At 66.1% G+C, this 23,401-nt stretch carries 26 protein-coding genes; 15 read left to right on the top strand and 11 right to left on the bottom strand.

The window, feature by feature from the left end:
- Positions 1-12: 12 nt before the first annotated feature.
- Complete coding sequence (locus ASD37_RS29715; protein WP_056560520.1) at positions 13-723, bottom strand: LpqN/LpqT family lipoprotein; 711 nt, start codon at positions 721-723, stop codon at positions 13-15.
- Between the two features lie 263 nt (positions 724-986).
- Between ASD37_RS29715 and ASD37_RS29710 the strand changes: the two genes are divergently transcribed.
- Positions 987-1,379, top strand: coding sequence for a VOC family protein (locus ASD37_RS29710; RefSeq protein WP_056560517.1), 393 nt, complete (start codon positions 987-989; stop codon positions 1,377-1,379).
- 9 nt (positions 1,380-1,388) lie between these two features.
- Here the strand turns inward: ASD37_RS29710 and ASD37_RS29705 are convergent, their stop codons facing one another.
- From ASD37_RS29705 to ASD37_RS29690, 4 genes are read right to left on the bottom strand one after another with little or no spacing between them, the layout of a single operon-like run.
- A complete protein-coding gene (locus ASD37_RS29705; protein WP_056560514.1) occupies positions 1,389-2,066 on the bottom strand; it encodes a helix-turn-helix domain-containing protein in 678 nt (225 codons plus the stop codon).
- 9 nt (positions 2,067-2,075) lie between these two features.
- The gene (fadD17, locus tag ASD37_RS29700) at positions 2,076-3,593 is read right to left on the bottom strand and encodes a long-chain-fatty-acid--CoA ligase FadD17 (RefSeq protein WP_056560511.1); all 1,518 of its coding nucleotides are present in this window, start codon (positions 3,591-3,593) and stop codon (positions 2,076-2,078) included.
- Between the two features lie 34 nt (positions 3,594-3,627).
- Positions 3,628-4,725, bottom strand: a complete 1,098-nt coding sequence (locus ASD37_RS29695) for an acyl-CoA dehydrogenase family protein (RefSeq protein WP_056560508.1) — start codon at positions 4,723-4,725, stop codon at positions 3,628-3,630.
- 10 nt (positions 4,726-4,735) lie between these two features.
- Positions 4,736-5,917, bottom strand: a complete 1,182-nt coding sequence (locus ASD37_RS29690) for an acyl-CoA dehydrogenase family protein (protein WP_056560506.1) — start codon at positions 5,915-5,917, stop codon at positions 4,736-4,738.
- A gap of 144 nt (positions 5,918-6,061) precedes the next feature.
- Here ASD37_RS29690 and ASD37_RS29685 point away from each other — a divergent pair, with 144 nt between their 5' ends.
- From ASD37_RS29685 to ASD37_RS29630, 12 genes are all read left to right on the top strand, one after another.
- The gene (locus ASD37_RS29685) at positions 6,062-6,253 is read left to right on the top strand and encodes a ferredoxin (RefSeq protein ID WP_056560503.1); all 192 of its coding nucleotides are present in this window, start codon (positions 6,062-6,064) and stop codon (positions 6,251-6,253) included.
- Between the two features lie 13 nt (positions 6,254-6,266).
- The gene (locus ASD37_RS29680) at positions 6,267-7,187 is read left to right on the top strand and encodes a 3-oxoacyl-ACP reductase (RefSeq protein WP_056560500.1); all 921 of its coding nucleotides are present in this window, start codon (positions 6,267-6,269) and stop codon (positions 7,185-7,187) included.
- A 274-nt stretch (positions 7,188-7,461) separates the two neighbouring features.
- On the top strand, positions 7,462-8,211 hold the full coding sequence (locus ASD37_RS29675; protein ID WP_370073104.1) for an MlaE family ABC transporter permease: 750 nt from the start codon (positions 7,462-7,464) through the stop codon (positions 8,209-8,211).
- A 31-nt stretch (positions 8,212-8,242) separates the two neighbouring features.
- On the top strand, positions 8,243-9,085 hold the full coding sequence (locus ASD37_RS29670) for an ABC transporter permease (RefSeq protein WP_056560494.1): 843 nt from the start codon (positions 8,243-8,245) through the stop codon (positions 9,083-9,085).
- Between the two features lie 12 nt (positions 9,086-9,097).
- The gene (locus ASD37_RS29665; protein ID WP_056560489.1) at positions 9,098-10,294 is read left to right on the top strand and encodes an MCE family protein; all 1,197 of its coding nucleotides are present in this window, start codon (positions 9,098-9,100) and stop codon (positions 10,292-10,294) included.
- Entirely contained in the window at positions 10,294-11,328 is a 1,035-nt protein-coding gene (locus tag ASD37_RS29660; protein ID WP_082570492.1) for an MCE family protein, read from the top strand. The genes ASD37_RS29665 and ASD37_RS29660 overlap by 1 nt, the downstream gene beginning before the upstream one ends.
- Positions 11,321-12,379 (top strand): virulence factor Mce family protein, encoded by a 1,059-nt coding sequence (locus ASD37_RS29655; protein ID WP_056560486.1) that lies wholly within the window; start codon positions 11,321-11,323, stop codon positions 12,377-12,379. Before ASD37_RS29660 ends, ASD37_RS29655 begins: the two co-directional genes overlap by 8 nt.
- Positions 12,376-13,791 (top strand): MCE family protein, encoded by a 1,416-nt coding sequence (locus tag ASD37_RS29650; protein ID WP_056560483.1) that lies wholly within the window; start codon positions 12,376-12,378, stop codon positions 13,789-13,791. Before ASD37_RS29655 ends, ASD37_RS29650 begins: the two co-directional genes overlap by 4 nt.
- Positions 13,792-13,835: 44 nt before the next feature.
- Complete coding sequence (locus tag ASD37_RS29645) at positions 13,836-14,984, top strand: MCE family protein (protein WP_200960034.1); 1,149 nt, start codon at positions 13,836-13,838, stop codon at positions 14,982-14,984.
- The gene (locus ASD37_RS29640; RefSeq protein WP_056560477.1) at positions 14,984-16,699 is read left to right on the top strand and encodes an MCE family protein; all 1,716 of its coding nucleotides are present in this window, start codon (positions 14,984-14,986) and stop codon (positions 16,697-16,699) included. Before ASD37_RS29645 ends, ASD37_RS29640 begins: the two co-directional genes overlap by 1 nt.
- Before the next feature lie 49 nt (positions 16,700-16,748).
- The gene (locus ASD37_RS29635) at positions 16,749-17,459 is read left to right on the top strand and encodes a mammalian cell entry protein (protein WP_370073103.1); all 711 of its coding nucleotides are present in this window, start codon (positions 16,749-16,751) and stop codon (positions 17,457-17,459) included.
- Positions 17,459-17,953 (top strand): hypothetical protein, encoded by a 495-nt coding sequence (locus tag ASD37_RS29630; RefSeq protein ID WP_056560475.1) that lies wholly within the window; start codon positions 17,459-17,461, stop codon positions 17,951-17,953. The genes ASD37_RS29635 and ASD37_RS29630 overlap by 1 nt, the downstream gene beginning before the upstream one ends.
- Here ASD37_RS29630 and ASD37_RS29625 read toward each other — a convergent pair.
- From ASD37_RS29625 to ASD37_RS29610, 5 genes are all read right to left on the bottom strand, one after another.
- Entirely contained in the window at positions 17,940-19,460 is a 1,521-nt protein-coding gene (locus ASD37_RS29625) for a trehalose-6-phosphate synthase (RefSeq protein ID WP_056560472.1), read from the bottom strand. The two genes, ASD37_RS29630 and ASD37_RS29625, sit on opposite strands and share 14 nt — an antisense overlap.
- On the bottom strand, positions 19,461-19,625 hold the full coding sequence (locus tag ASD37_RS31895) for a hypothetical protein (protein ID WP_162253332.1): 165 nt from the start codon (positions 19,623-19,625) through the stop codon (positions 19,461-19,463). It abuts the gene before it with no gap.
- Positions 19,626-19,672: 47 nt separating this feature from the next.
- Entirely contained in the window at positions 19,673-20,032 is a 360-nt protein-coding gene (locus ASD37_RS29620; RefSeq protein ID WP_056560470.1) for a hypothetical protein, read from the bottom strand.
- Positions 20,033-20,160: 128 nt separating this feature from the next.
- Positions 20,161-20,535, bottom strand: coding sequence for a hypothetical protein (locus ASD37_RS29615; protein ID WP_056560467.1), 375 nt, complete (start codon positions 20,533-20,535; stop codon positions 20,161-20,163).
- A 77-nt stretch (positions 20,536-20,612) separates the two neighbouring features.
- Complete coding sequence (locus ASD37_RS29610) at positions 20,613-20,969, bottom strand: hypothetical protein (protein WP_056560464.1); 357 nt, start codon at positions 20,967-20,969, stop codon at positions 20,613-20,615.
- Positions 20,970-21,102: 133 nt separating this feature from the next.
- Between ASD37_RS29610 and ASD37_RS29605 the strand changes: the two genes are divergently transcribed.
- Positions 21,103-21,942, top strand: coding sequence for an SDR family oxidoreductase (locus tag ASD37_RS29605; RefSeq protein WP_056560461.1), 840 nt, complete (start codon positions 21,103-21,105; stop codon positions 21,940-21,942).
- An 8-nt stretch (positions 21,943-21,950) separates the two neighbouring features.
- Here the strand turns inward: ASD37_RS29605 and ASD37_RS29600 are convergent, their stop codons facing one another.
- Complete coding sequence (locus tag ASD37_RS29600) at positions 21,951-22,319, bottom strand: DUF732 domain-containing protein (protein ID WP_082570491.1); 369 nt, start codon at positions 22,317-22,319, stop codon at positions 21,951-21,953.
- A gap of 140 nt (positions 22,320-22,459) precedes the next feature.
- On the opposite strand from ASD37_RS29600, the gene ASD37_RS29595 reads away from it, so the two are divergent.
- On the top strand, positions 22,460-23,359 hold the full coding sequence (locus ASD37_RS29595; protein WP_056560455.1) for a DKNYY domain-containing protein: 900 nt from the start codon (positions 22,460-22,462) through the stop codon (positions 23,357-23,359).
- Positions 23,360-23,401: the final 42 nt, after the last annotated feature.

Here is a 23,401-nt window from a genome sequence, read left to right as displayed (position 1 = left end):
TCGCGGGTGGTGTCAGCCGATCGTGGTGTCGCTGTCGATCTTCTCGGTCGCCGACGCCAAGACGTCGCCTGCGGCGTCGGGTCCGTCGACGTTGAGCTGCAACACGTACAGGCCGTCGGCGGCCGGGATCACGACGGTCTTCTGCGCGATGAAGCGCGTCGCGCCGTCCCTGGTGTAGGTGCCGCCGAGGACGTAGGCCGGGTAGTCACCCAAGGTGCTGGTCTCGCCCTCGTTGCCCGGCTTGTAGTCCGGCAGGTTGTTGAGCTCGCCCGGTGCGAGGTCGATGATCTTCTGCGGGTCGACGTCACCGTCCAGCTTGGACATCAAGGCGACGATGTTCGGCGGGTCTGCCTCGAATTCCGGTCCGGTGTAGACGATCGCGCCGTACGCGTACTCGGGTGCCTGCTCCGGCGGGAGGACCTGCCAACCGTCCGGCACCGGCAGGTTGACTGCGGGCGCGTTGGGATCGCCCATCTTGACCCCGGTCTCCTGAATCTTGTTCTCGGCGATGTAATCCGCGATCGTCGGATTCGGGCCCGCCGCGGCTTCGGGGGTTTCGGTCACCGTCGGCTTCTTCGAGGTGGTCGAATCCTTGCTGGATGACGACTTGCTCGTCTCGGAACTGCTGGACGTCGCGGTCTTGGTGTCCGAACCACAGCCGGACAGGACGACGGCAAGGGCGGTGACGGCCGCAGCCACACCAGTAAGCGCCGAAGTTCTCATTCGTTAACTCCTCGTATTCGGAAACTTGGTTCGTGGAGACTGCTGGCAAGCGATGAGGCTGTCCATTCCGGTCCGAAGCGTAGCTCAAAACATGCCCTGTGCAGGGTGGGTATAACTACTCAATATTTTTCGTTGGGCCGCCGGCGAGGTTCGAGGCCGACGTGACATGGCCTGACGATCATTTGCTCGCGCTGGTTGATCTTGGATCAAAGGTGTCCGATTCGTTCACGACGTGCCCGTCGCCGCCGCCTAGCGTTTGGTGGATGAACGTTTCAGTGCAATCCGTCGTCGTCGAGATCGTCGCTCGTGACGTGGCCCGGACGGTCGAGTTCTACCGTCTGCTGGGTCTGGAGATACCCGATCCCGACGGCCCCCACGTCGAGGTCGCCCTGCTGGGCGGCAACCGGTTGGCATTCGACACCGAGGAGGTAATCGCGAGCATGCATCCGGGGTGGACACCGCCGACCGGTCCCGGTCGGGTGGCGATCGCCTTCGAGTTGGACGTGCCCGCAGCCGTGGACGCCGTGTTCGAAAGATTCATCGCGGCAGGGCATCCCGGCACTCTGAAGCCCTACGACGCACCTTGGGGCCAGCGCTATGCGACGATTCGGGATCCCGACGGAACGTCGGTGGACCTGTTCGCGCCCTTGGCCTAGCCATTACGCCTAGCGCTCGCCGGTGGCCAGCGTCGTCACGGTGGTGCCTGCGAATGACCGAACTTCCCGGTGCAGGTGAGGCTGGTCGGCGTAACCGGCGGCGGCGGCCACGTCGGCGGGGGACCGGCCAGCCTGCAACATCACCGTGGCACGGCGAAAACGCAAGATGCGGCGCAACGTCGCGGGGCCGTACCCGTACACGGCCTGACACTGGCGCTGCAGCGTGCGGCTGGACCAGCCGGTGTCGCTGGCGACCTGCTCGACCGGCGCACCCGTCGCCAGCGTGGTCGTGACGTACCTCAGCACCTCCAAAGACCACGGTGCGGTCTCGGTTTGCTCCCGACGGCTCGCCAGTTCTGCCGCGACCGCCACCAGGCTGGTCTGGTTGCGCACCGGACGAACGTCGTCGAGCGGCACCCGTTGACCGACCAGCCGGGCCGCCGGAACGCCCAGCAGCCGAGGTAGGACGCCCGGCCGAAACCGCAAGCCCGTCAGCGTCTGCGGCCCGCGGGAGGCGATCAGGGCCGAGGTGTCGGGGCCGGCGATCACCACGCGACCGTCGACGGCGATGAGGTCCATGCACCCGTCGGGCAATATGCGGACAGCATCCGCTCCGCCGTCGGCCGTCCATGCCGCCTCGACGAGATCCTCCAAGCCAGTCGATGGCACCGTCTCGCGGTAACCCATGGCTCCACGCTACCGACCGATGGCGTGCACCGGATCGGTGCAGTCCAGTGCTTCCGCCGACAGCACGCGCTTGAGCACCTTGAACGTCTCGGTACGCGGCAGCGCGGTGCCGATCCGCACGAACGACGGCCATTGCTTGGGACCCAAATCCGGTTGACCGGCCAGGAAGGCGGCGAACGCCTCGGCGTCGAAGTCCGCACCGTCGGTGAGAACCAGCGCGGCCATCACCCGGTCGCCGACGGCCGGATCGGGGATCGGGTAGACGGCCGCCTCGACGACGTCGCAGTGCCGCAACAGAATTCGTTCAATCGGCGCGGTCCCCAGATTTTCGCCGTCGACCCGCATCCAGTCCCCGAGTCGTCCCGCGAAGTAGACGTAGCCCGCGTCGTCGCAGTAGGCCAGGTCACCGCTGTGGTAGACGCCGCCGCGCATCCGTTCGGCTTCGGCGGCCTCGTCACCGTAGTAACCGCGAAACCAGCCTCGGCCCCGCGGGTTCACCAGCTCTCCGACCCTTCCGGGTGAACACGGCTCGCCGGTCTCGACGTCGACGACGGCGATCTCCTCGGTCAACGGCCCCAGTGATCCGTCGGGGGTGTCTGGCGTTCGGGCGATGGCAATACCGCCCTCGGTGGACCCGAAGCCGTCGACGACGTAGGCGCCGAAGCGCTGCGCGAAGCGCGGCAGGTCGCGTGGCGCACCTTCGTTGCCGTACATGAACCGCAACGGATTGTCGGCGTCGTCGTCGCGAGGCGGGGTCGCGAGGACGTAGCTGAGGGGCTTGCCGACGTAGTTGGCGTACGTCGCGTTGAAGCGGCGCACGTCGGGGATGAACTGAGATGCGGAGAACCTGCGCCGCAACGCAATCGACCCTCCGGCGGCGACCGCCACCGCCCAGCCCGCCATGATGGCATTGGAGTGGAAGAGCGGCATTGCAAGGTAGAAGGTGTCGTCACGGCCCAGCCCGAACCGCTCGGCCAGCATCGTGCCGGGAAACGCCACCTTGTCGTGCGTGACCCGGACGGCCTTCGGCTCGCCGCTGGTGCCGGAGGTGAAGATCAGCATGTACAGGTCGTCGGGACGAGTGTCGGCGAACGTCACCGGCGTTCCGTTGTACGACGCCAATTCGGCGGCCCAGTCGGCTGATTCGACGTCGACCACCACCACGCCGTCGGGTACTCCGTCGCCAAGGGCGGCGAGGTCGTCGGTCAGCACCAGTTGGCAGTCCGCGCGGGCGACGTCGCGGGCGAAGGCATCGCCGCGCCGGGTCGGGTTGAGCCCCACCGTCACCAGCCCGGAGAGGCCGGCCGCCACCAGGACCGACGAGAAGAACGTGGTGTTGCCCAGCATCACGCCGACGTGCGGGGGCTTGCCCGGGTCGAGGCGCGCGGTCAGGGCCGCGGCGACCCGAGCCCCGGCCAGAAGGTGATCACTCCAGCTGATGAACGAATCACATTCGTACACACCGCGATCGGTGACGTCGACCAGCGGCGCTAGGAGTTCGGTGACGGTTGGTCGGTCGTCGGACACCTGTTGCTTCCCCGTCGCTTCGCTCGCCCGGACTTCAGGCGGGCGTCTCGGCCAACTCGCGGCCGATGCGCAGCAGCTGACCGGTCGCCCCGCCGACCGCGAACTCGGTCTGCTTGGCGGCGAGGAAGTAGCGATGTACGGGGTGGTCGACGTCGATGCCGACGCCACCGTGGACGTGGACCGCGGTGTGCGCGACGCGATGGCCGGCCTCCGCCGCCCAGAACGCCGCGGTGCCGACTTCGAGATCGGCAGGCAGATCCTCGGACAGCCGCCACGCCGCCTGAGTCACCGTCAACCGCAGGCCCTTGATGTCGATGTAGCCGTCGGCGAGCCGTTGGCCGACCGCCTGGAAGCTGCCGATGGGCCGGTCGAATTGCTCGCGCTCGCGGGCGTACTGCGCAGTGAGTTCCAGGGCGCGCTCCAGCACTCCGAGCTGAAAGGCGCTGCGTGCCAAGGCGGCTCGGGTGGTCAGCCATGACAGTACTTCGTCGCCACCGACCAGCCGACCGCCGTCGAGATCAACTCCCTGCAGGTCCAGGTGGCCGACGCTGCCGTGGCCGGTGGTGTCGAGCGACGTCGTCGACGCCCCGTCGTCGGACGCCGAGACGAGGAAGACGCGGGTGCCCGCGTCGGTTTCGGCGGGCACCAGGAACGCGTCGGCGACGGGCCCGTAGCTGACCAGCGCCCGGGAGCCGGTGAGGCGGTAACCCGAGTCGACGGACTGGGCCTGGACCGGGCCCTCGCCCATGTCGCCGTCCAGCGCGACAGTCAGGATCTTCTCGCCGGCCACCGCAGGCGTGGCCCAGTCGCGTTGCAAAGTCTCCGAGCCGAACTTCGCCAGGGCGCCCGCCGCGAGCACGACCGACTCCAAGTAGGGGACAGCCGCGATCTGGCGTCCGAGGGCGGCCAGCACCGCTGTTTCCTCGAGAACTCCAAAACCGCCGCCGCCCAACGACTCAGGGGCAGTGGTCGACAGGATGTCGGCGTCGACCAGCTTCGACCAGAGCTCACGGTCGAAGCGCTCGTCCTGCTTGTCCAGTTCGCGCTGACGATCGGGGGTGCAGATCGAGTCGACGATCGACCGGGCCAGTCCGCCGAGATCGGTGGCGGCCTCAGGTGTTGAAAAATCCATGGTGGGTCCCTTAACGATTCACTCGGGGCAGGCCGAGGGCGACCATGCCGATGATGTCGCGCTGAATCTCGTTGGTGCCGCCGCCGAAGGTCAGGATCAGGCAGGAGCGGTGCATGCGCTCGATCCGGCCGCGCAGCAGCGCGCCGGGGCTGTCGGTGCGCAGCGTCGCGGCGGTGCCAAGCACTTCCATGAGCAGTCGGTAGGCCTCGGTGGCCAGTTCGGTGCCGTAGACCTTGGCTGCCGACGCGTCCGCAGGAGACGGAGCGGCGTCGCTCGACGCGAGCTCCCAGTTGATCAGCTTGAGCACCTCGGCCTTGGCGTGCACGCGGGCCAGGTTCAGCTGCACCCACTCCGAGTCGATCAACCGGTTGCCGTGCACGTTCTTGGTGTTCTGCGCCCATTCGCGGACACCGTCGAGCGCCGAGTAGATCGGCTGCGCCGAAACCAGGGCCACGCGTTCGTGATTGAGCTGATTGGTGACCAGCTTCCAGCCGGCGTTCTCCTCGCCGACCAAGGCGGATGTCGGGACGCGGACGTCCTGGTAGTAGGTGGCGCTGGTGTCCACGCCGGACATGGTGTGCACCGGAGTCCACGAAAAGCCCTCGGCGGTCGTGGGCATGATCAGCATCGAGATGCCGCGGTGCTTCTTGGCCTCGGGGTTCGTCCTGACGGCAAGCCACACGTAGTCCGCGTAGGCGATCAGGCTGGTCCACATCTTCTGACCGTTGATGACGTAGTCGTCGCCGTCGCGCACCGCGGTGGTGCGCAGTGCCGCAAGGTCGGTCCCCGCGCCGGGCTCGGAGTAGCCGATGGAGAAGTGCAGTTCACCGGCGGCGATCTTCGGCAGGAAGAAGCTCTTCTGCTCGTCGGAGCCGAAGTGCATGATCGTCGGCGCGACACTGTTGATCGTCAGGAACGGCACGGGCACGTTGGCGATCGACGCCTCGTCGTTGAAGATCAGCCCGTCCATCGGCGGCCGTGCCTGGCCGCCGAATTCCTTGGGCCACGACAGTGTCAGCCAGCCGTCCTTGCCCATCTGCGCGACGGTGTCGCGGTACACGCTGCCGCGCCCCATCTCGCCGCCGTCGCCCGCGCTGAGCGCCTCAGCGCGCTCGGGCGTCATCAACTTGGTGAAGTACGAGCGCAACTCGCGGCGCAACTCCTCTTGCTCGGGGCTGTAGCCGATCCGCATCGCTGCTGTCCTCACTGTTTCCGCTGGGGTCTTGGGGACCCATGGTCCTCCCCGGTTGTAACACGTTCTAGTCTTGGAATCCAGGCACGGTTAGTCTGATCCGACGCCGGGCGGAGATGCGCACGGGTTTCGAGGAGGTTGTTGATGCGAGTCGAAGTCGATCGTGATCGCTGTGAAGGCAACGCGGTATGCGTGGGTATTGCCCCGGACCTGTTCGATCTGGACGACGAGGACTATGCGGTGATCAAGGCCGACCCCGTGCCGGACGGCCAAGAGGACGTGGCCGAGCAATCGGTAGCCGAATGCCCAAGAGCAGCCCTCATTCGCAAGGACTAGAGGTATTCATAAATTGAGCACGGAACGTAACTCCACGGATCTGTCCGGACTGGTCGCGGTGGTGACCGGCGCCGCCGCGGGCCTTGGCCGCGCCGAGGCGATCGGCTTGGCTCGTGTCGGTGCGACGGTGGTCGTCAACGACATCGCAGGCGCGCTCGACAAGTCCGACGTGCTCGACGAGATTGCCGCCGCCGGATCCAAGGGCGTCGCCGTCGCCGGTGACATCAGTGCCCGCAGTACGGCCGACGAGTTGGTCTCGACCGCCGACGGCCTCGGCGGTCTGTCGATCGTGGTCAACAACGCGGGTATCACCCGCGACCGGATGTTGTTCAACATGACCGACGAAGACTGGGATGCCGTGATCGCCGTCCACCTGCGCGGTCACTTCCTGCTGACGCGCAATGCCGCGACCTACTGGCGGGCGAAGGCCAAGGAGAACGGCGGAACGGTCTACGGTCGGCTGGTCAACACGTCGTCCGAAGCGGGCCTTGCGGGCCCGGTGGGTCAGGCAAACTACGGCGCGGCCAAGGCGGGCATCACCGCGTTGACGTTGACGGCTGCGCGCGGGCTCGGGCGCTACGGCGTACGCGCCAACGCGATCGCGCCGCGTGCCAGAACGGCGATGACGGCCGACGTGTTCGGCGACGCCCCGACGCTCGACGACGGGAAGGTCGACGGTCTCTCACCGGAGCACGTCGTGACCCTCGTCCAGTACCTGTCCTCGCCGGCCTCGGAAGCCGTGAACGGACAGCTCTTCATCGTCTATGGTCCAACCGTGACGCTGGTGGCGGCGCCAACTGCCGAGAAGCACTTCACCGCGGGGTCGGACGCGTGGGCCGCCGACGACCTTGGTTCGACGATGAACGAGTACTTTGCTGGTCGCGATCCCGAGCTGGGATTCTCGGCCAATGCCCTGATGTCCTCGCGAGACTGACAGTCTCGGTTGTCACCCTGGTGGGGCCACTAGAACACGTTACAGAATGACCTATGTCACAGTGGCTCTGACCTGCGATGATATGTCAATATCGACGGATATCGCGGTTCTTTGACACTGCGAACGTGTTCTAGTTAATATGAGCCGGCTCACTAAGAGCGGCGTTAAACCGAGTAGTTGGAAGGTTGTCGCGGCTCGTAGTCACTGACTATTCGCCGTCGTCGCTTTTCGACCACCCGACCCGAGAACGGAGTCCAGGTTGAAGGAACAGCTGATGGCTCCGGCGCGGGCCGTTGGCGGATTCTTCGAAATGTCGCTGGACACCTTCGTCAAGATCTTCCGCAGGCCCTTTCAGTTCCGAGAGTTCCTCGATCAAACGTGGATGATCGCGCGCGTCTCGCTGGTCCCGACGCTGCTGGTGGCCATCCCGTTCACGGTCCTGGTGGCGTTCACGCTCAACATCCTGCTTCGGGAGCTCGGGGCGGCGGATCTCTCCGGCGCGGGGACCGCATTCGGCACCATCACGCAGCTCGGCCCGGTGGTGACGGTGCTCGTCGTGGCCGGCGCAGGCGCCACGGCGATCTGCGCGGACCTCGGCGCCCGCACCATCCGCGAAGAGATCGACGCGATGCGCGTGCTCGGCATCGACCCGATCCAGCGCCTCGTCGTCCCGCGCGTGCTGGCGTCGACTCTGGTGGCGCTTCTACTCAACGGTCTCGTCTGCGCCATCGGCATCGCGGGCGGCTACGTGTTCTCCGTCTTCCTTCAGGGCGTCAACCCCGGCGCCTTCATCAATGGGCTGACCATCCTCACCGGGCTCGGCGAGTTGGTGCTCGCCATGTTCAAGGCACTCCTGTTCGGTTTGATGGCCGGCCTGGTCGGGTGCTACCGCGGGTTGACGGTCAAGGGCGGACCCAAGGGTGTCGGCGTCGCCGTCAACGAGACCGTCGTCTATGCCTTCATTTGTCTGTTCGTGATCAACGTGATCCTGACGGCAGTGGGCGTTCGGGTGCTGGCACGATGAGCGCTCGCGCGAAGAGTCGAGGACACCGCTGATGAGTTACGACGCGACCCTCCGCATCCGCCGATTCTTCCGAGGCGTGCCAAGGGCCATCGACACCATCGGGGAGCAGGCGCTCTTCTACGGCGAGTCCGTGCGCTACATCCCCAACGCGCTGACCCGCTATCGCAAGGAGACCATTCGTCTCATCGCCGAGATGACGATGGGCGCGGGCGCCCTCGTGATGATCGGCGGCACCGTCGGCGTCGCAGCATTCCTGACGCTGGCCTCCGGTGGTGTCATTGCGGTGCAGGGCTATTCGTCGCTCGGCAACATCGGCATCGAAGCGCTGACCGGCTTCCTCTCGGCGTTCCTCAACGTGCGCATCGTGGCTCCGGTGATCGCGGGCATCGCCCTCGCTGCAACGATCGGCGCAGGTACCACCGCCCAGTTGGGCGCCATGCGAGTCGCCGAGGAGATCGACGCCGTCGAGGCGATGGCGGTGCACTCGGTGTCCTACCTGGTGTCGACGCGGATCATCGCCGGACTCATCGCGATCGTCCCGCTGTACTCACTGTCGGTGTTGGCGGCGTTCTTCGCCGCGCGCTTCACGACGGTCTTCATCAACGGGCAGTCGGCGGGCCTGTACGACCACTACTTCAACACCTTCCTGGTGCCGACCGACCTGCTGTGGTCCTTCCTTCAGGCCATCGTCATGTCGATAGCGGTGATGCTGGTGCACACGTACTACGGCTACAACGCATCCGGCGGACCCGTCGGCGTCGGGATCGCCGTCGGTCAGGCCGTCCGGACCTCGCTCATCGTCGTGGTCACCATTACCTTGTTCATCTCCCTGGCCGCGTACGGCGCGTCGGGCAACTTCAACTTGTCCGGATAGGCGGGTCGCGAGATGGGTGACGCCAAGCGCAGTCATGTGAGGATCGCCGCTGCGATCCTCGCGGCTGTCATGTTGGCGGCCGTCGTCTTCACGTACCTCTCGTACACGGCGGCGTTCACCCGCACCGACACGGTGACCGTGACCGCCCCCCGCGCCGGCCTGGTGATGGAGACCGACGCCAAGGTGAAGTACCGCGGCATCCAGATCGGCAAGGTCGAGTCCATCGAGTACGCGGGCGAGCAAGCCAAGCTCACCCTGGCCATGGACAGCAGCCAGCTGAAGTTCATCCCGTCGAACGCGAAGGTGCGCATCGCGGGCACCACCGTCTTCGGGGCCAAGGCAGTGGAATTCCTGACACCCGAGGATCCGAAGGGCGGCTCGCTTCGTCCCGGCGCCCAGGTGAACGCACCCGACGTGCAGCTCGAGGTCAACACGCTCTTCCAGTCACTGACCAACACCCTGCAGAAGGTCGACCCGATCAACCTCAACGCCACGCTGAGCGCGCTCGGAGAAGGTGTGCGAGGCAACGGCGACAATCTGGGCGCCACGCTCGCGGGGCTGAACTCCTATCTGCAGCAATTGAATCCGAAGCTGCCCCAGCTGCAAGAGGTCTTCCAAAAGACCGGCGTCGTCGGCAACGTCTACGCCGACGCCGCCCCCGACCTGGTCACGGTGTTCGAGAACACGCCGACCATCAGCAAGACCGTCGTCGACCAGCAGGACAATCTCAACGCGACCCTGCTGGCTGCCACCGGGTTGGCGAACAACGGCACGGCCACCCTGCAACCGGGGGCCGAGGACTTGATCGCCGCGGTGCAGCGGCTGCGCGCGCCGCTGAAGGTCCTCGGTGACTACTCGCCGGAACTGGGTTGTCTGCTCAAGGGCGTCGCCCAGGCGGTCGACACGTTTGCGCCGGTGATCGGTGGCATTCGCCCCGGTCTGTTCGTCGCGTCGAACTTCCTTCCGGGTGCGCCCGCTTACACCTACCCCGAGAGCTTGCCAATGGTGAACGCCTCGGGTGGTCCCAATTGCCGTGGGCTGCCGAACATTCCGAGCAAGCAATACGGCGGTTCGTGGTATCGGCCGCCCTTCCTCGTCACCGACAACGCCTACATTCCCTACCAGCCCAACACCGAATTGCAGTTCGACGCACCGTCGACGTTGCAGTTCCTGTTCCACGGTGCGTACGCGGAAAGGGACGATTTCTAGTGAAGACGGACAAGACGGTGGTCTACGTCAGCATCTTCACCGTCGCCATGTTGTTGGTGGCGGCGGGCTTGGTGGTCGTCTTCGGGCAGTTCCGCTTCGGGTCGGGCAACAGTTTCCACGCCACGTTCACCGAGGCCTCGCGTCTCAAGGCGGGCCAGGACGTCCGGATCGCCGGTGTCCCGGTGGGTTCGGTGAAGTCCGTCGAGCTCAATCCCGACAACACCGTCGACGTCGCATTCGACGTCGACGGCCGCTATCAGCTCTACACCTCGACGAGGGCACTCGTCCGCTACCAGAACCTCGTCGGTGACCGCTATCTCGAAATCACCTCGGGCCCCGGCGATCTGCGCAAGCTCCCGGCGGGCGCGACCCTCGGCACGGCGAACACCGAACCCGCGCTGGACCTCGACGCCCTACTTGGCGGACTCAAACCCGTGCTCAAGGGCCTCGACGGCAGCAAGGTCAACGAGGTCAGCAACGCCGTCATCGAACTGCTTCAGGGACAGGGCGGTTCGTTGTCGACCCTGCTCGCCAGCACGTCGTCGTTCACCCAGAACCTCGCCGCTCGCGACCAGTTGATCGGCGACACCATCAACAACCTCAACGCCGTGCTCGGCACGATCGACGACAAGGGCGCGCAGTTCAACGCGGCCGTCGACCAGTTGCAACAGCTCATCACCGGGCTTGCGGAAAACCGCGATCCGGTGGCGGGCGCCATTCCTCCGTTGGCGTCGGCCACCAACGATCTGACCGACCTCCTGCAAACGGGGCGGCGCCCCATCCAGGGTGTCATCGAGAACCTCCGGCCCTTGGCGCAGCGGCTCGACGAGCGCAAGGGTGACGTCAACAAGGTCATCGAACCGCTGGCGGAGAATTACCTGCGGCTCAACGCACTTGGCGCGTACGGATCGTTCTTCAACATCTACTACTGCTCGATCCGGATGAAGATCAACGGACCCGCGGGCAGCGACATCCTGATTCCGTTCGGCGGTCCGTCCGATCCGACCAAGGGGAGGTGCTCGGAGAATGGCTAGACCCGGCGAGGGCAACCCCGTACGCACCGGTGTCTTCGGCATCACCCTGGTGGTGTGCCTGGTACTGGTCTCCTTTGGCTACACCGGCCTTCCGTTCTGGCCCCAGGGCAAGAACTACGAGGCGTACTTCACCGACGCAGGCGGCATCACCCCCGGCAACGACGTCAACGTGTCGGGAATCAAGGTCGGCAAGGTCAACTCGGTCGAGCTCGCAGGCGACTCGGCCCTGGTGAAGTTCACCGCGGACCGAAAGGTGCGCGTCGGCGACCAGTCCCTGGTGGCGATCAAGACCGACACGGTGCTTGGCCAGAAATCCCTCTCGGTAACCCCGAAGGGCTCGGGTAGCACGACGATGATTCCGTTGGGCCGCACCACCACTCCCTACACGCTCAACACCGCGCTGCAGGACCTCGGCCAGAACGCCGGCGAGCTCGACAAGCCCAAGTTCGAGCAGGCCCTTCAGGTGCTGACCGACACGCTGCGCGACGCGACCCCGCAGTTGCGCGGGGCGCTGGACGGCGTCACCGATCTGTCCCGCAGCATCAACAAGCGCGACGAGGCGCTCGAACAACTGCTCGCCCATGCCAAGAAGGTGTCCGACACCCTCGCGCAGCGCTCCGGTCAGGTCAACCAGTTGATCACCGACGGCAACCTGCTGTTCGCCGCACTCGACGAGAAGCGTCAGGCGTTGAGCAATCTGATCGGCGGGATTCAGGCCGTCTCCGAACAACTCTCGGGCTTCGTCGCCGACAACAAGCGGGAGTTCGGGCCTGCCCTGCAGAAGTTGAACGCCGTGCTGGACAACCTGCTCGAGCGCAAGGAGCACATCGGCGAGGCCCTTCGCAGGCTGCCCCCGTACGCCACCGCGCTCGGCGAGGTCGTCGGCAACGGCCCGGGCTTCAACATCAACCTCTACGGCTTGCCTCCCGCCACGCTCTCCGAGGTCTTGCTGGACACCTACTTCCAGCCGGGCAAGTTGCCGGACAGCCTGGCCGACTACCTGCGCGGATTCATTTCCGAGCGCATGGTGATTAGGCCGAAGTCGCCATGACCCAAGAGAATTCGACTGGTTCGCGCAACAAGTGGCTGCGGTTCGCCGTCGTCGCGATGTTGGTTGCCGCCTTGATCGGCGGCGTGTACGTGGTGTGGCCGTCGGCCAAGGGCCACGAAGTCGTCGCGTACTTCCCGTCGACGGTGGGTCTCTACCCGGGTGACGACATCCGGGTGGTCGGTGTCCCGGTCGGCAAGATCAAGTCGATCCAGCCCCGCGCCGACGACGTCAAGGTCACGATGGTCGTCGACGGCGACGTCAAGCTGCCCGCCGACGCGCGGGCCCTCATCATTGCGCCGAACCTGGTGTCGGCCAGGTTCATTCAGTTCGCCCCCGCCTACACCGGTGGGGCGGTGATGGCCGACGGCGCCCAGATCGGCCTCGACCGCACCGGCGTTCCCGTCGAGTGGGACGACGTCAAGACCCAGCTCACCCAACTCAGCGCGTCGCTCGGACCCAAACAGGGCGACATGCAGGGACCGCTGGCCTCATTCGTGAATCAGGCGGCCGACACCTTCGACGGCAACGGCGACTCATTCCGCAACGCGCTGCGGGAACTGTCGCAGACGGCCGGGCGCCTCGGTGACTCCCGCAGCGACCTGTTCGGCACCGTGCGCAACCTGCAGGTGCTGGTGAACGCGTTGGCGAACAGCAACGAACAGATCGTCCAGTTCTCCAATCACGTGGCCTCGGTGTCTCAGGTGCTGGCCGACAGTTCCAAGGACCTCGACCAGACCCTCGGCGCGCTGAACCAAGCGCTGGGCGACGTCAAGGGATTCCTCAACGAGAACAACGAGGCGCTGATCGGCCAGATCGGCAAGCTGACCGACTTCACCAACCTGCTGACCGAGCACAGCGACGACATCGAACAGGTTCTGCACATCACGCCGAACGGCCTTGCGAACTTCTACAACATCTACAACCCGGCCCAGGGCACCGTCGGCGGTCTGCTGTCGCTGCCCAACTTCGCCAACCCGGTGCAGTTCATCTGCGGTGGCACGTTCGACGTCGGTGCATCGCCAGACAACTTCAAGCGCGCCGAGATCTGCAGGCAGCGGATGGCCCCGGTCTTGAAGCGTCTCGCGGTGAACTACCCGCCGATCCTGTTCCACCCGATCAACAGCATCACGGCCTACAAGGGCCAGATCATCTACGACACACCGGAAACCGAGGCCAAGGCCCAGACGCCGGTGCCCTACCTGCAGTGGCAACCCGCCCCCGGCGTGACGCCGCCGACGCTCGGACCCGACGGCAGGCTCACCGACCTGCTCCTCCCGCCGCCACCGATTCCCGGACAGGTGTCGCAGGTCGGTGCCCCGGCCGAGGGTTACGGAACCCCGCCCGACGGCAGCGGTCCGCTGCCTGGACCGGCACCCGGTCCGCCGTTACCAGCCGAAGCGGGGGGTGGTTAGCAGTGAAGACAACTCGTAGAGCGCTCCGCGTCGGGCGCAGCACCGTGGCGATCGGCTCGGCCGCAGTTCTGTCGGCGGGCTGCGCCTTCGGCGGGCTGAACTCCCTCGACATGCCCGGTACCGCGGGCCACGGCAGTGGTTCGTACACCATCACGGTGGAGCTCCCCGACGTGGCGACGCTGCCGCAGAACTCGCCGGTCATGATCGACGACGTGACGGTCGGCAGCGTGTCGGGCATCGAGGCGGTGCAGCGGCCCGACGGCACTTACTACGCAGCGGTCAAGGTGTCGCTGGATGGTGGCGTCGACCTCCCGGAGAACGCGACCGCCAAGGTGGCTCAAACCTCGCTACTCGGCTCCCAGCACATCGACCTCGCCACGCCGGTCGACCAGGCGGGACAGGGCAAACTCCGCGAGGGCTCCAACATCCCGCTGTCCCGCGCCGGCCGCTATCCCACCACCGAGGAAGTGTTTTCATCGTTGGGCGTGGTGGTCAACAAGGGCAATCTCGGTGCGCTGCAAGACATCACCGACGAGTTCTACAACGCCGTTGCCGGCCGGACCGGTCAGTTCGCCGACCTGCTCCCGCGGCTGGCGGAGCTCACCTCGTCCCTCGACCAGCAGACCAACGACATCGTCGCCGCCATGGACGGGCTGAACCGCTTCGCGGGCATCCTCGCCAACGGCAGGGACAGCCTCGGACGAGCGCTCGACTCGCTGCCCGCGGCACTCAAGGTGCTCAACGAGAACCGAAGCAACATCGTCGACGCGTTCGCCGCTCTGCAGACGTTCGCCGGGGTGGCGTCGCACGTGTTGTCGGAGACCAAGGTCGACCTCGTCGCCGACTTCAAGGACTTGTATCCGGTCATCAAGGCGTTCAACGACAACGCCGACGATCTCATCAAGAGCCTCGAAATCCTGCCGACGTTCCCGTTCCACTACAAGTACCTGCGCAACGCGGTCCGTGGTGACTACCTGAACGTGTTCGTGACGTTCGACCTGACGCTGCGGCGGACGGGTGAATCGGTGTTCACCACCTCGAAGGGTCTCGACCCGAACATGAAGCACATGTCCGAGATCATCAACCCGCCGGACTTCCTCGTCGGGGCGATGGCAAACCTCTCCGGGCAAGCCGCCGACCCGTTCAAGATTCCGCCGGGAACGGCGACCCAGCACGACGGGGGGACTCCCTAATGCTGGACCGTCTGACACGTCTGCAGTTGACGATCTTCGCGATCGTCACCGTCGTCTGCGTCGGCGCCATCTCGGCGTTCTATCTCCACCTGCCCGCCGCGGTCGGCATCGGCGCGTACCACATCACCGCGGAGTTCAAAGCCGGTGGCGGGCTGTATCAGAACGCCAACGTCACCTACCGCGGAGTGACGATTGGTCGCGTCGAAAACGTCAGCCTCGACGACACCGGTGTGGTCGCCTCGATGAGGCTCAACACCGATACCGACGTACCCGACAACGTGACCGCGACCGTCAAGAGCGTGTCCGCCATCGGCGAGCAGTACGTCGACCTGGTGCCGCCGAAGGACGCCTCGACGAAACTGCTTCGCGACGGCGCCAAGATCGGCCTCGACCGCACCGCCGTCGGGCAGGACATCGCCGTCCTCCTCGAGCAGGCCGACACGTTGGTCAGCAGCATCGGCGACGCGCGTATCCAAGACCTGTTGCGCGAAACGTTCAAGGCGTTCAACGGATCCGGCCCCGAACTGGCCCGGATGATTCAGTCGTCACGGCTCCTCGTCGACGAGGCCAACAACAACTACGGCCAGACGTCGCAGCTGATCGACCAGGCCGGGCCGTTCCTCGACGCGCAGATCCGCAGCGGCGACGACGTGAAGTCGCTCGCCGACGGCCTGGCCCGTTTCACCACTCAGCTCGCGAAGGCCGACCCGCAGGTCCGGTCGGTGCTGCAGACCGCACCCGGCGCCGCGCAGGCCGCGAACACCACCTTCGACGGCATCCGCCCGAACTTCCCGATGCTCGCCGCCAACCTCGCCAACGCCGGCCGCATCGGCGTCATCTACCGCAAGTCGATCGAGCAGGCGCTGGTGATCGTCCCGGCGCTGTTCGCCGCCTTGCTCACCGTCGGTGGCGGACTGCCCGCCGACGAGGGCGGCAAGCTCGACTTCAAGGTCGACCTGAATGACGCGCCGCCCTGCTCGACGGGCTTCATCCCGCCGGCGTTGATCCGGTCGCCCGCGGACACGACGCTGCGCGAGCTGCCCACCGACCTGTACTGCAAGACCGCTCAGAACGACCCGTCGGTGGTGCGCGGCGCCCGCAACTACCCGTGCCAGGAGTTCCCCGGCAAGCGCGCGCCGACGGTCCAGCTGTGCCGTGATCCGCGCGGCTACGTGCCAATCGGCAACAACCCGTGGCGCGGTCCGCCGGTGCCCTACGGCACGCCGGTGGAAAACGGCCGGAACATCACGCCCCCCAACAAGTTCCCGAACATCCCGCCGGGGGCGGACTACGACCCGGGACCACCGGTCGTGCAATTGCCGCCGGGTGTGCCGCCGGGACCCGGTCCCGCGCCGAATGCTCCGTTCCCGCTGCCGGTACCGCCAAGTGACCTTGGGCCGCCACCACCGCCGTTGCCGTTCTACGCACCGCCGGACCAGATCGTCCCGCCGTACGGCAGGACACCGCCAGGTGCGGTTCCGCCGCCGGCGGTTGCGCCGCCCCCGCCTGCCGAGCTTCCGCCGGGACAGGGGCCGCTCCTCCCGTCGGAGGCGGTGCCACCGCAGGCGAGTGGTCCGGCCACGGCGACGTACGATTCGAAGAACGGCGTCTTCGTCGACCCCGCAGGGGGTACGGGCGTCTACGCCGACGGCATGGACAAGGTGAACTCCGCGGAGACGTGGGTGGATCTGATGTTGGATCCAAGACAGGCGTAAGTGACAACCGCTCCGAACGACGAGAGCGACGCGACCCAAGGGAAATGGATTGACTGACACGACATCCGGCGAATCGTCGACCGAGACCCCGGAGTCGGTGAAGAAGGCCGCTGCGCGCCGCCGCGCGTCGAGGGCGGCCGGTCCGGCTGGAGCGGTTCCGGAACCAACCGCGCACGTGGTCGACACCCCGACGGCAGTCAAGGCGCGGCCCGTCAAGCCCGTCGGGCCTCCGCCCCGGCGGCAACCCCACCGCATGCTGGTCGCAGGACTCGCCCTTGGCGTCACAGCCGTCCTGGTTGCCGCGATGGCCGGCGTAGTCGCGCTGCTGTTCAACCAGCAGCGTCACGCTCAGGCCGAGGAAGCGCGGGATCAGAAGTTCGTCGACACCGCGTCGCAGACTGTGGTGAACATGTTCAGTTACACCCAGAACGACATCGACGACAGCGTGAACCGGTTCGTCAACGGCATCAGCGGTCCACTGCGGGACATGATGAGCCAGGGCAACAACGTCGAGAACCTCAAGGCGATCTTCCGCGACACGAACGCCAGTTCCGAGGCCGTGATCAACGGTTCGGCGCTGGAGAAGGTCGACGACACGGCGGACAACGCCTCGGTTCTGGTGTCGGTGCGGGTGACGGTGACCAATCTCGACGGCGTCAACGCACCCTCGAAGCCGTACCGGCTGCGGGTCATCGTGCACGAGGACGACAACGGACGCATGACGGGTTACGACCTGAAATATCCCGACGGGGGAAACTGATGGGGCGCTTGAGTTCCCGGCTATCGGTGCTCGTCGCCGTCTTGTTCGCGGCCGGCTTCGTCGCGCTGGCCGGTTTCGGCGGCACGCTGTACTGGAATCGTGTCGAGCGGGTCGGCGAGCAGGAAGCCAGGACCGAGTTGCCGCAGTTGGCAGCACAGCAAATCCCGATCATCCTCGGCTTCGACTACCAGACGATCGAACGCAGTCGGACCGACGCCTACCGGCTGTTGACCTCCGACTTCCGTCGCGAATACGAGGACGACACCACCAAGAACGTGATCCCCGCCGCGCGTGAGCGTCAGCTCATCAGCCAGGTCAACGTCGTCGGCGTGGGAATGCTTGACGCGCACCGTGATTCGGGCTCGGTGATGGTCTACATGAACCGCGTGCTCACCGACAAGACCAAGCAGCCGCTCTACGACGGCAGCCGGTTGAAGGTCGACTACCAGAAGGTGGGCCAAGACTGGCGGATCAGGAACATCACTCCGATCTAGGAGCGTCCACGTCCTGGGTGGCGGCCAAGGCCTCGAGGAACGAGCGCGCCCAGCGGTCGACGTCGTGGGCCAGCACCTGCCTACGCAGCGCTCGCATCCGGCGGCGTCCCTCCTCGGGGGTCTGCGCCAACGCCGCCTCGATAGCGTCCTTGACGCCGTCGAGGTGGTGCGGATTGGTGAGGTAGGCCTGCCTGAGTTCGGCTGCAGCGCCGGTGAATTCGCTGAGCACCAACGCCCCGCCAAGATCGCTGCGACAGGCGACGTATTCCTTGGCGACCAGATTCATCCCGTCGCGCAGCGGCGTCACCAACATGACGTCGGCCGCGACGAAGAACGCGATCAGTTCGTCGCGCGGCAGGGCCTGATGCAAATAATGCACGATCGGGTGCCCGACCTTGCCGTACTCACCGTTGATGTGCCCGACCTGGCGCTCGATGTCCTCGCGCATCATCTTGTAGCTCTGCACGCGCTCGCGGCTCGGCGTCGCCAATTGGATCAACACCGTGTGGTCGGGGTCGATCCTGCCTTCGTCGAGCAACTCCGAGAACGCCCGAAGTCGAACGTCGATGCCCTTGGTGTAGTCGAGTCGGTCGACGCCCAGAAGGATCTTGCGCGGATTGCCCAGATCGGCGCGCAGCTCCTTCGCGCGCTGGCGGGCGTCGCGGTTGCGTGCCTTGGTGTCGAGTTCCTCGGAGTCGATCGAAATCGGGAACGCACCCACCTTCACGGTGCGGAAGCCGACCTGAATCTCGCCGAACCGGGACCGAACGCCGACGTTGGCCCGTGAGGTGTTGGCTCCGAGGAGGCGTCGCGCCAGAATCATGAAGTTCTGCGCACCGCCGGGCAGGTGGAAACCGACCAGGTCGGCGCCGAGCAAGCCCTCGATGATCTCTGTGCGCCACGGCATCTGCATGAAGAGCTCGACGGGCGGAAACGGGATGTGCAGGAAGAAGCCGATGGTCAGGTCGGGCCGCAGCATGCGCAGCATCTTCGGCACCAGCTGTAGCTGGTAGTCCTGAACCCACACCGTCGCACCGTTCGCCGCGGCCTTGGCCGTCGCTTCGGCGAAACGACGGTTCACCTCGACGTACCGGTCCCACCACTTTCGGTGGTAGATCGGCTTGACGATCACGTCGTGGTACAGCGGCCACAGGGTGGCGTTGGAGAAACCTTCGTAATACTCGGCGAAATCCTCCGCCGACAGCACGACCGGTCGCATCTCGAGGTCGTCCTCGAAGATGGGCTCCTCATCCCGTCCGGCCTGGCCGTCGGTGACACCGGGCCACCCGACCCACGCACCCCGTCGTTTCCGCAGCAGCGGTTCCAGCGCCGTGACGAGGCCGCCGGGGCTCCGCTTGTACGTGGTCGAACCGTCGGGGCGCCGCTCCATGTCGATCGGCAACCGGTTGGCGACGACAACGAAGTCGGACTCGCCCTCGGCAACCGGGTCGAGCTCGAAGACCTCAGAGTGCCCGGAGTCGGCTGTTTCGCCTACTCCTGAGCTCATCTACGCCTCTTGCTTAGCCGGTCCGATGCCCAGCATGGACAAGAACACCCGACATTCGTCGGCGTCGGTGGCGTACGCGGCGACGACGCGCCTCGCCATACGGGCAGTGCTGTCGGCCAAGGGCTCGACGTCACCGATTTCGGCAGGATCAGGTTTTGCAGCCATGGACCAACTCTAGGCGACTCGACGAGCCGCCTAGAGCCTGATCGGTGTTACTGGCCGTTGATGCTCGTCGGAGGCTGCACGAACTTGTCCGCATTGTCCTGCAGACCGATGCACTGACCGGTGTTCTCTCCGGTGCAGGGGATGCCGTCCACGGACGGCAGGCCGCTGGGGGACTGCCCGATTGGCGACGGCGGCAGGCCGTTGTTCGTCGGCGAGTTCGGCACCGTGTGGGGCAGGCAGGAGCCCGTGTACATGTCCTCTTCCTCGCCTGCCGGGCACGACGCCGCAGGTGCGGCATTCGCGGCGACGGGAACGGCGAAGGCGGCCACCGCGGGAGCGGCGGCGAAGGCAAGCGCGAATCCGCCGGCAAGGATGACTCGTCGAGCAGAGAATTCAAGGTGCGGCATTGTCACGCTTTCTGTGGTTTCAAGGACTTTTCGTGGTGCCCGAGAATATTGACGGTTCGTCGCAGGAATTGTAGGGAAGCCGTCGGGAATCTGCACGAGTTCCGCGTCTTCCCTAGGAGCGGCCGCCGTTAGTTGGTCGAGCCGGTGATAGTCGGATCCGATCCCACCGACGAGGTGGGCGGCACGTACTGAGGGGCGTCCTCGGCGAGGCCGATGCACGCACCCGAGTCACGTCCGGTGCACGGAACGCCGTCGATCTCGGGGATGTCCGGGTTGCCAGCGGGCGTGGTGAACACCGGCGCCGCCGGTGAATTGGGCACCATGAAGGGGACGCACGAGCCGGTGAACTGATCGGTGTCCTCTCCCGCGGCGCAGTCGTCGGCCAGCTGTGCGCCGGGGGCCGAGGGGACTGCAATCGCGGTCACGGCCGGTGCGGCGGCGACGGCGAGCGCGAATCCGCCGGCAAGGATGAGGCGTCGTGCAGAGAACTCGAAGTGCGGCATGCGTGGATTGTATGGAAGCTGCCAGCAATCTGCTCACATACTGCGAGTTATCTGCCGATGCGTGTCATTTCGTTCGGCTAGTTGGTGGAGCCCGTGACGGTCGGGCTGGACCCGACCGACGACGACGGCGGCACGTACTGAGGAGCGTCCTCGGACAGACCGATGCACTGTCCCGAGTTTCCGCCGGTGCAGGGAATGCCGTCGACCGAGGGCAGGCCGCCCGGTGCCTGCGTGATCTCGGGTGAGTTCGGGACGAGGTCCGGGGTGCACGCGTCGGTGAAGGCGTCCTCGGTCTCACCGGCGGGGCAGGCCGCTCCGAACGACGGTGCGACCGCCGGGCCGGCGAATGCGGCCACCGCGGGGGCGGCGGCGATCGCGACGGCGAAGCCGCCGGCGAGGAGCAGTCGTCGTGCTGAGGTCTGTGGAGTCGTCATCGCCACGCTTTCTCTCCGGTGGGCCCCGTCGTGTGCGGGAACCAACTGCGGCGTCGACGATACGCCGACGACCTTGAAATCAGGTGTGGTTACATGACGAGAACGTGTTCTAGTTTCTCTCGACGGGGGCGATGTGCAGCTTTCATTGGCGGATCGGACGATCATCGTCACGGGTGGCGGAAGCGGCATCGGCAAGGGCGTTGCCGCTGCCGTCGTGGCCTCGGGTGGCGACGTGGTTCTCGTCGGGCGCAACGCCGACCGTCTCGCCGCCGCGAAGGAGGAGATCTCCGCCGCCGCGGGTGACGGCTCGGGCGAGGTCAGGTACGAGCCCGCCGACGTCACCAACGAAGACGAAGTCGCCGCAATGGTGGCCGCGGCCACCGCCTGGCGCGGTCGCCTCAACGGCGTCGTGCACTGTGCCGGTGGGTCCGAGACGATCGGCCCGATCACCCAGGTCGACTCCGACGCATGGCGACGCACCGTCGACCTCAACGTCAACGGCACCATGTACGTGCTCAAGCACACCGCACGGGAGATGGTTCGCGGAGGCGGAGGCTCGTTCGTCGGCATCTCGTCGATCGCGGCCAGCAACACCCACCGGTGGTTTGGGGCGTATGGCGTCAGCAAGTCGGCGATCGACCACATGATGCAGCTTGGGGCCGACGAGCTCGGCGCGTCGTGGGTGCGGGTCAACTCGATACGGCCAGGACTGATCCGCACCGAACTCGTTGCGCTGGTACTTGATTCGCCGGAACTCAGCGAGGACTACCGGATCAGCACGCCGCTGCCGCGCGTCGGTGAGGTCGACGACATCGCCAACGCGTCGGTCTTCCTGCTCAGCGACGCCGCGAGCTGGATCACCGGGCAGGTGATCAACGTCGACGGTGGCCAGCTGGTCCGGCGCGGCCCCGACTACTCGGCGATGCTCGAACCCGTCTTCGGCGCCGACGGCCTGCGCGGAGTGGTGGGCTAGAGACCGGGCTACTGCTTCGGCATCGACGACGGGCAGTAGCCCTGGACCGCAAGGCTGCCGAAGGAGCCAATCTTCTTGCTGTCCGCCCAGTCGGTGGCGTTCTGGATGTGGCGCAACGCGTTCTCGACCGACCCGGTGCGGGTCAACACGTCGCACGTCGAGTGGGCCAGGTCGATGGCGAACCCGTCCGACTTCAACTTCAGGCCCTGGTCCTTGACGGCCTTGAGGAACGCCTGGTCGATCTGTTGTGATCTCGCGTCGTCGGTGGGGTCCGCGTGGGCCGGGACCGCCGTCGCCACGACAACGGACGCGGCAGCGGCGAGAAGTGCCGCACCGATGTTCTTCGCGCTCATGCCATCCCCTGTCTCGAGAACCATGGTCCGAGCCTACGTCGGCAAATTCTCATACGGATATCGGTTGGTTGCCGACCGGTGTTACGAGCCGTCGTGGTGGATGCTGGAGTTCAGCAGCCTGCAAGCACGTGTCGGTTGTAGGTGCGGCCGAGTACCGTTGTCCCATGACAGGATCGCCGCGTCCACCACGGCGACGGCGCCGGCTCGTCACCGTCGCGTGCGTCGCCGTCGTGGCCACGATGACGGCCTGTGGCCGGGACGCGGCGCCCAACTCCCTCTTCGAGTCGGCCGGCTATCACGTCCGCGGAGACGCGGTGTTCTACCTTCAGGGTTTTCCCGGTAAGGCGTCTCAGGTCGACGGCGCCGACGCACCGTCATTCGCCCCGCTGGACCGGACGTTCGCGAAGGATCGCTCGACGGTGTACGTCGACGGAAGGCCGCTTCCCGAGGCCAATCCCGACAGCTTCGTCCTGCTCGACCGGCCCGATTTCGCCAAGGACGACGTCCACGTCTACCAACGCGACACGGTGCTCAGCGACGACCCGACGAACTTCGAGTTGCTCGACGGCAACCTGGCCAAGGACGGCCGCGCGGTGTACTGGTCCGACGGCAGGGTGCTGTCCGACGATCCCAGACACTTCTCGATCGTCTCGGACTCGGACTACTACCTGTTCACGAAGGACGACCGGACCGTGCACGTGAACGGAAACCCCGTCGTCGGTGCCGATCCGGCCACCTTCCGGGTGCTCGAAGGCGGCTACTCGCGTGACGACGCCGGCATCTTCTACGGCCCCAATCGCATCGTCGACGCCGACGTCCCGTCGTTCGACGCGCTCGAAGGCCCCTTCGCCCGCGACGACCGCCACGGCTATTGGATGGGCATGCCAATTCCCGATGCCGACGGCGCCACGTTCCACGTGTTGAACGCGGACTTCGAATGTGCCGCGGACGCAAGGCACGCGTTCTACCGCGACGACGTCATCGTCGACGCCGATCCCCGCTCGTTTCCGTCGGGCCACGAGGTGACGGGCTGCTCGGAGGGGTCCGTCTTCTTCGCGCCGTAGCGGGCAAAATTGTTACCTCTGTCAAAAGCCAGTTCGAGGTGC

It is taken from the genome of Mycobacterium sp. Root135, assembly GCF_001426545.1.
Lineage (GTDB): Bacteria > Actinomycetota > Actinomycetes > Mycobacteriales > Mycobacteriaceae > Mycobacterium.
Note: the sequence above shows the minus strand (reverse complement) of the source record. Positions and strands in the feature narration are given on the sequence as shown.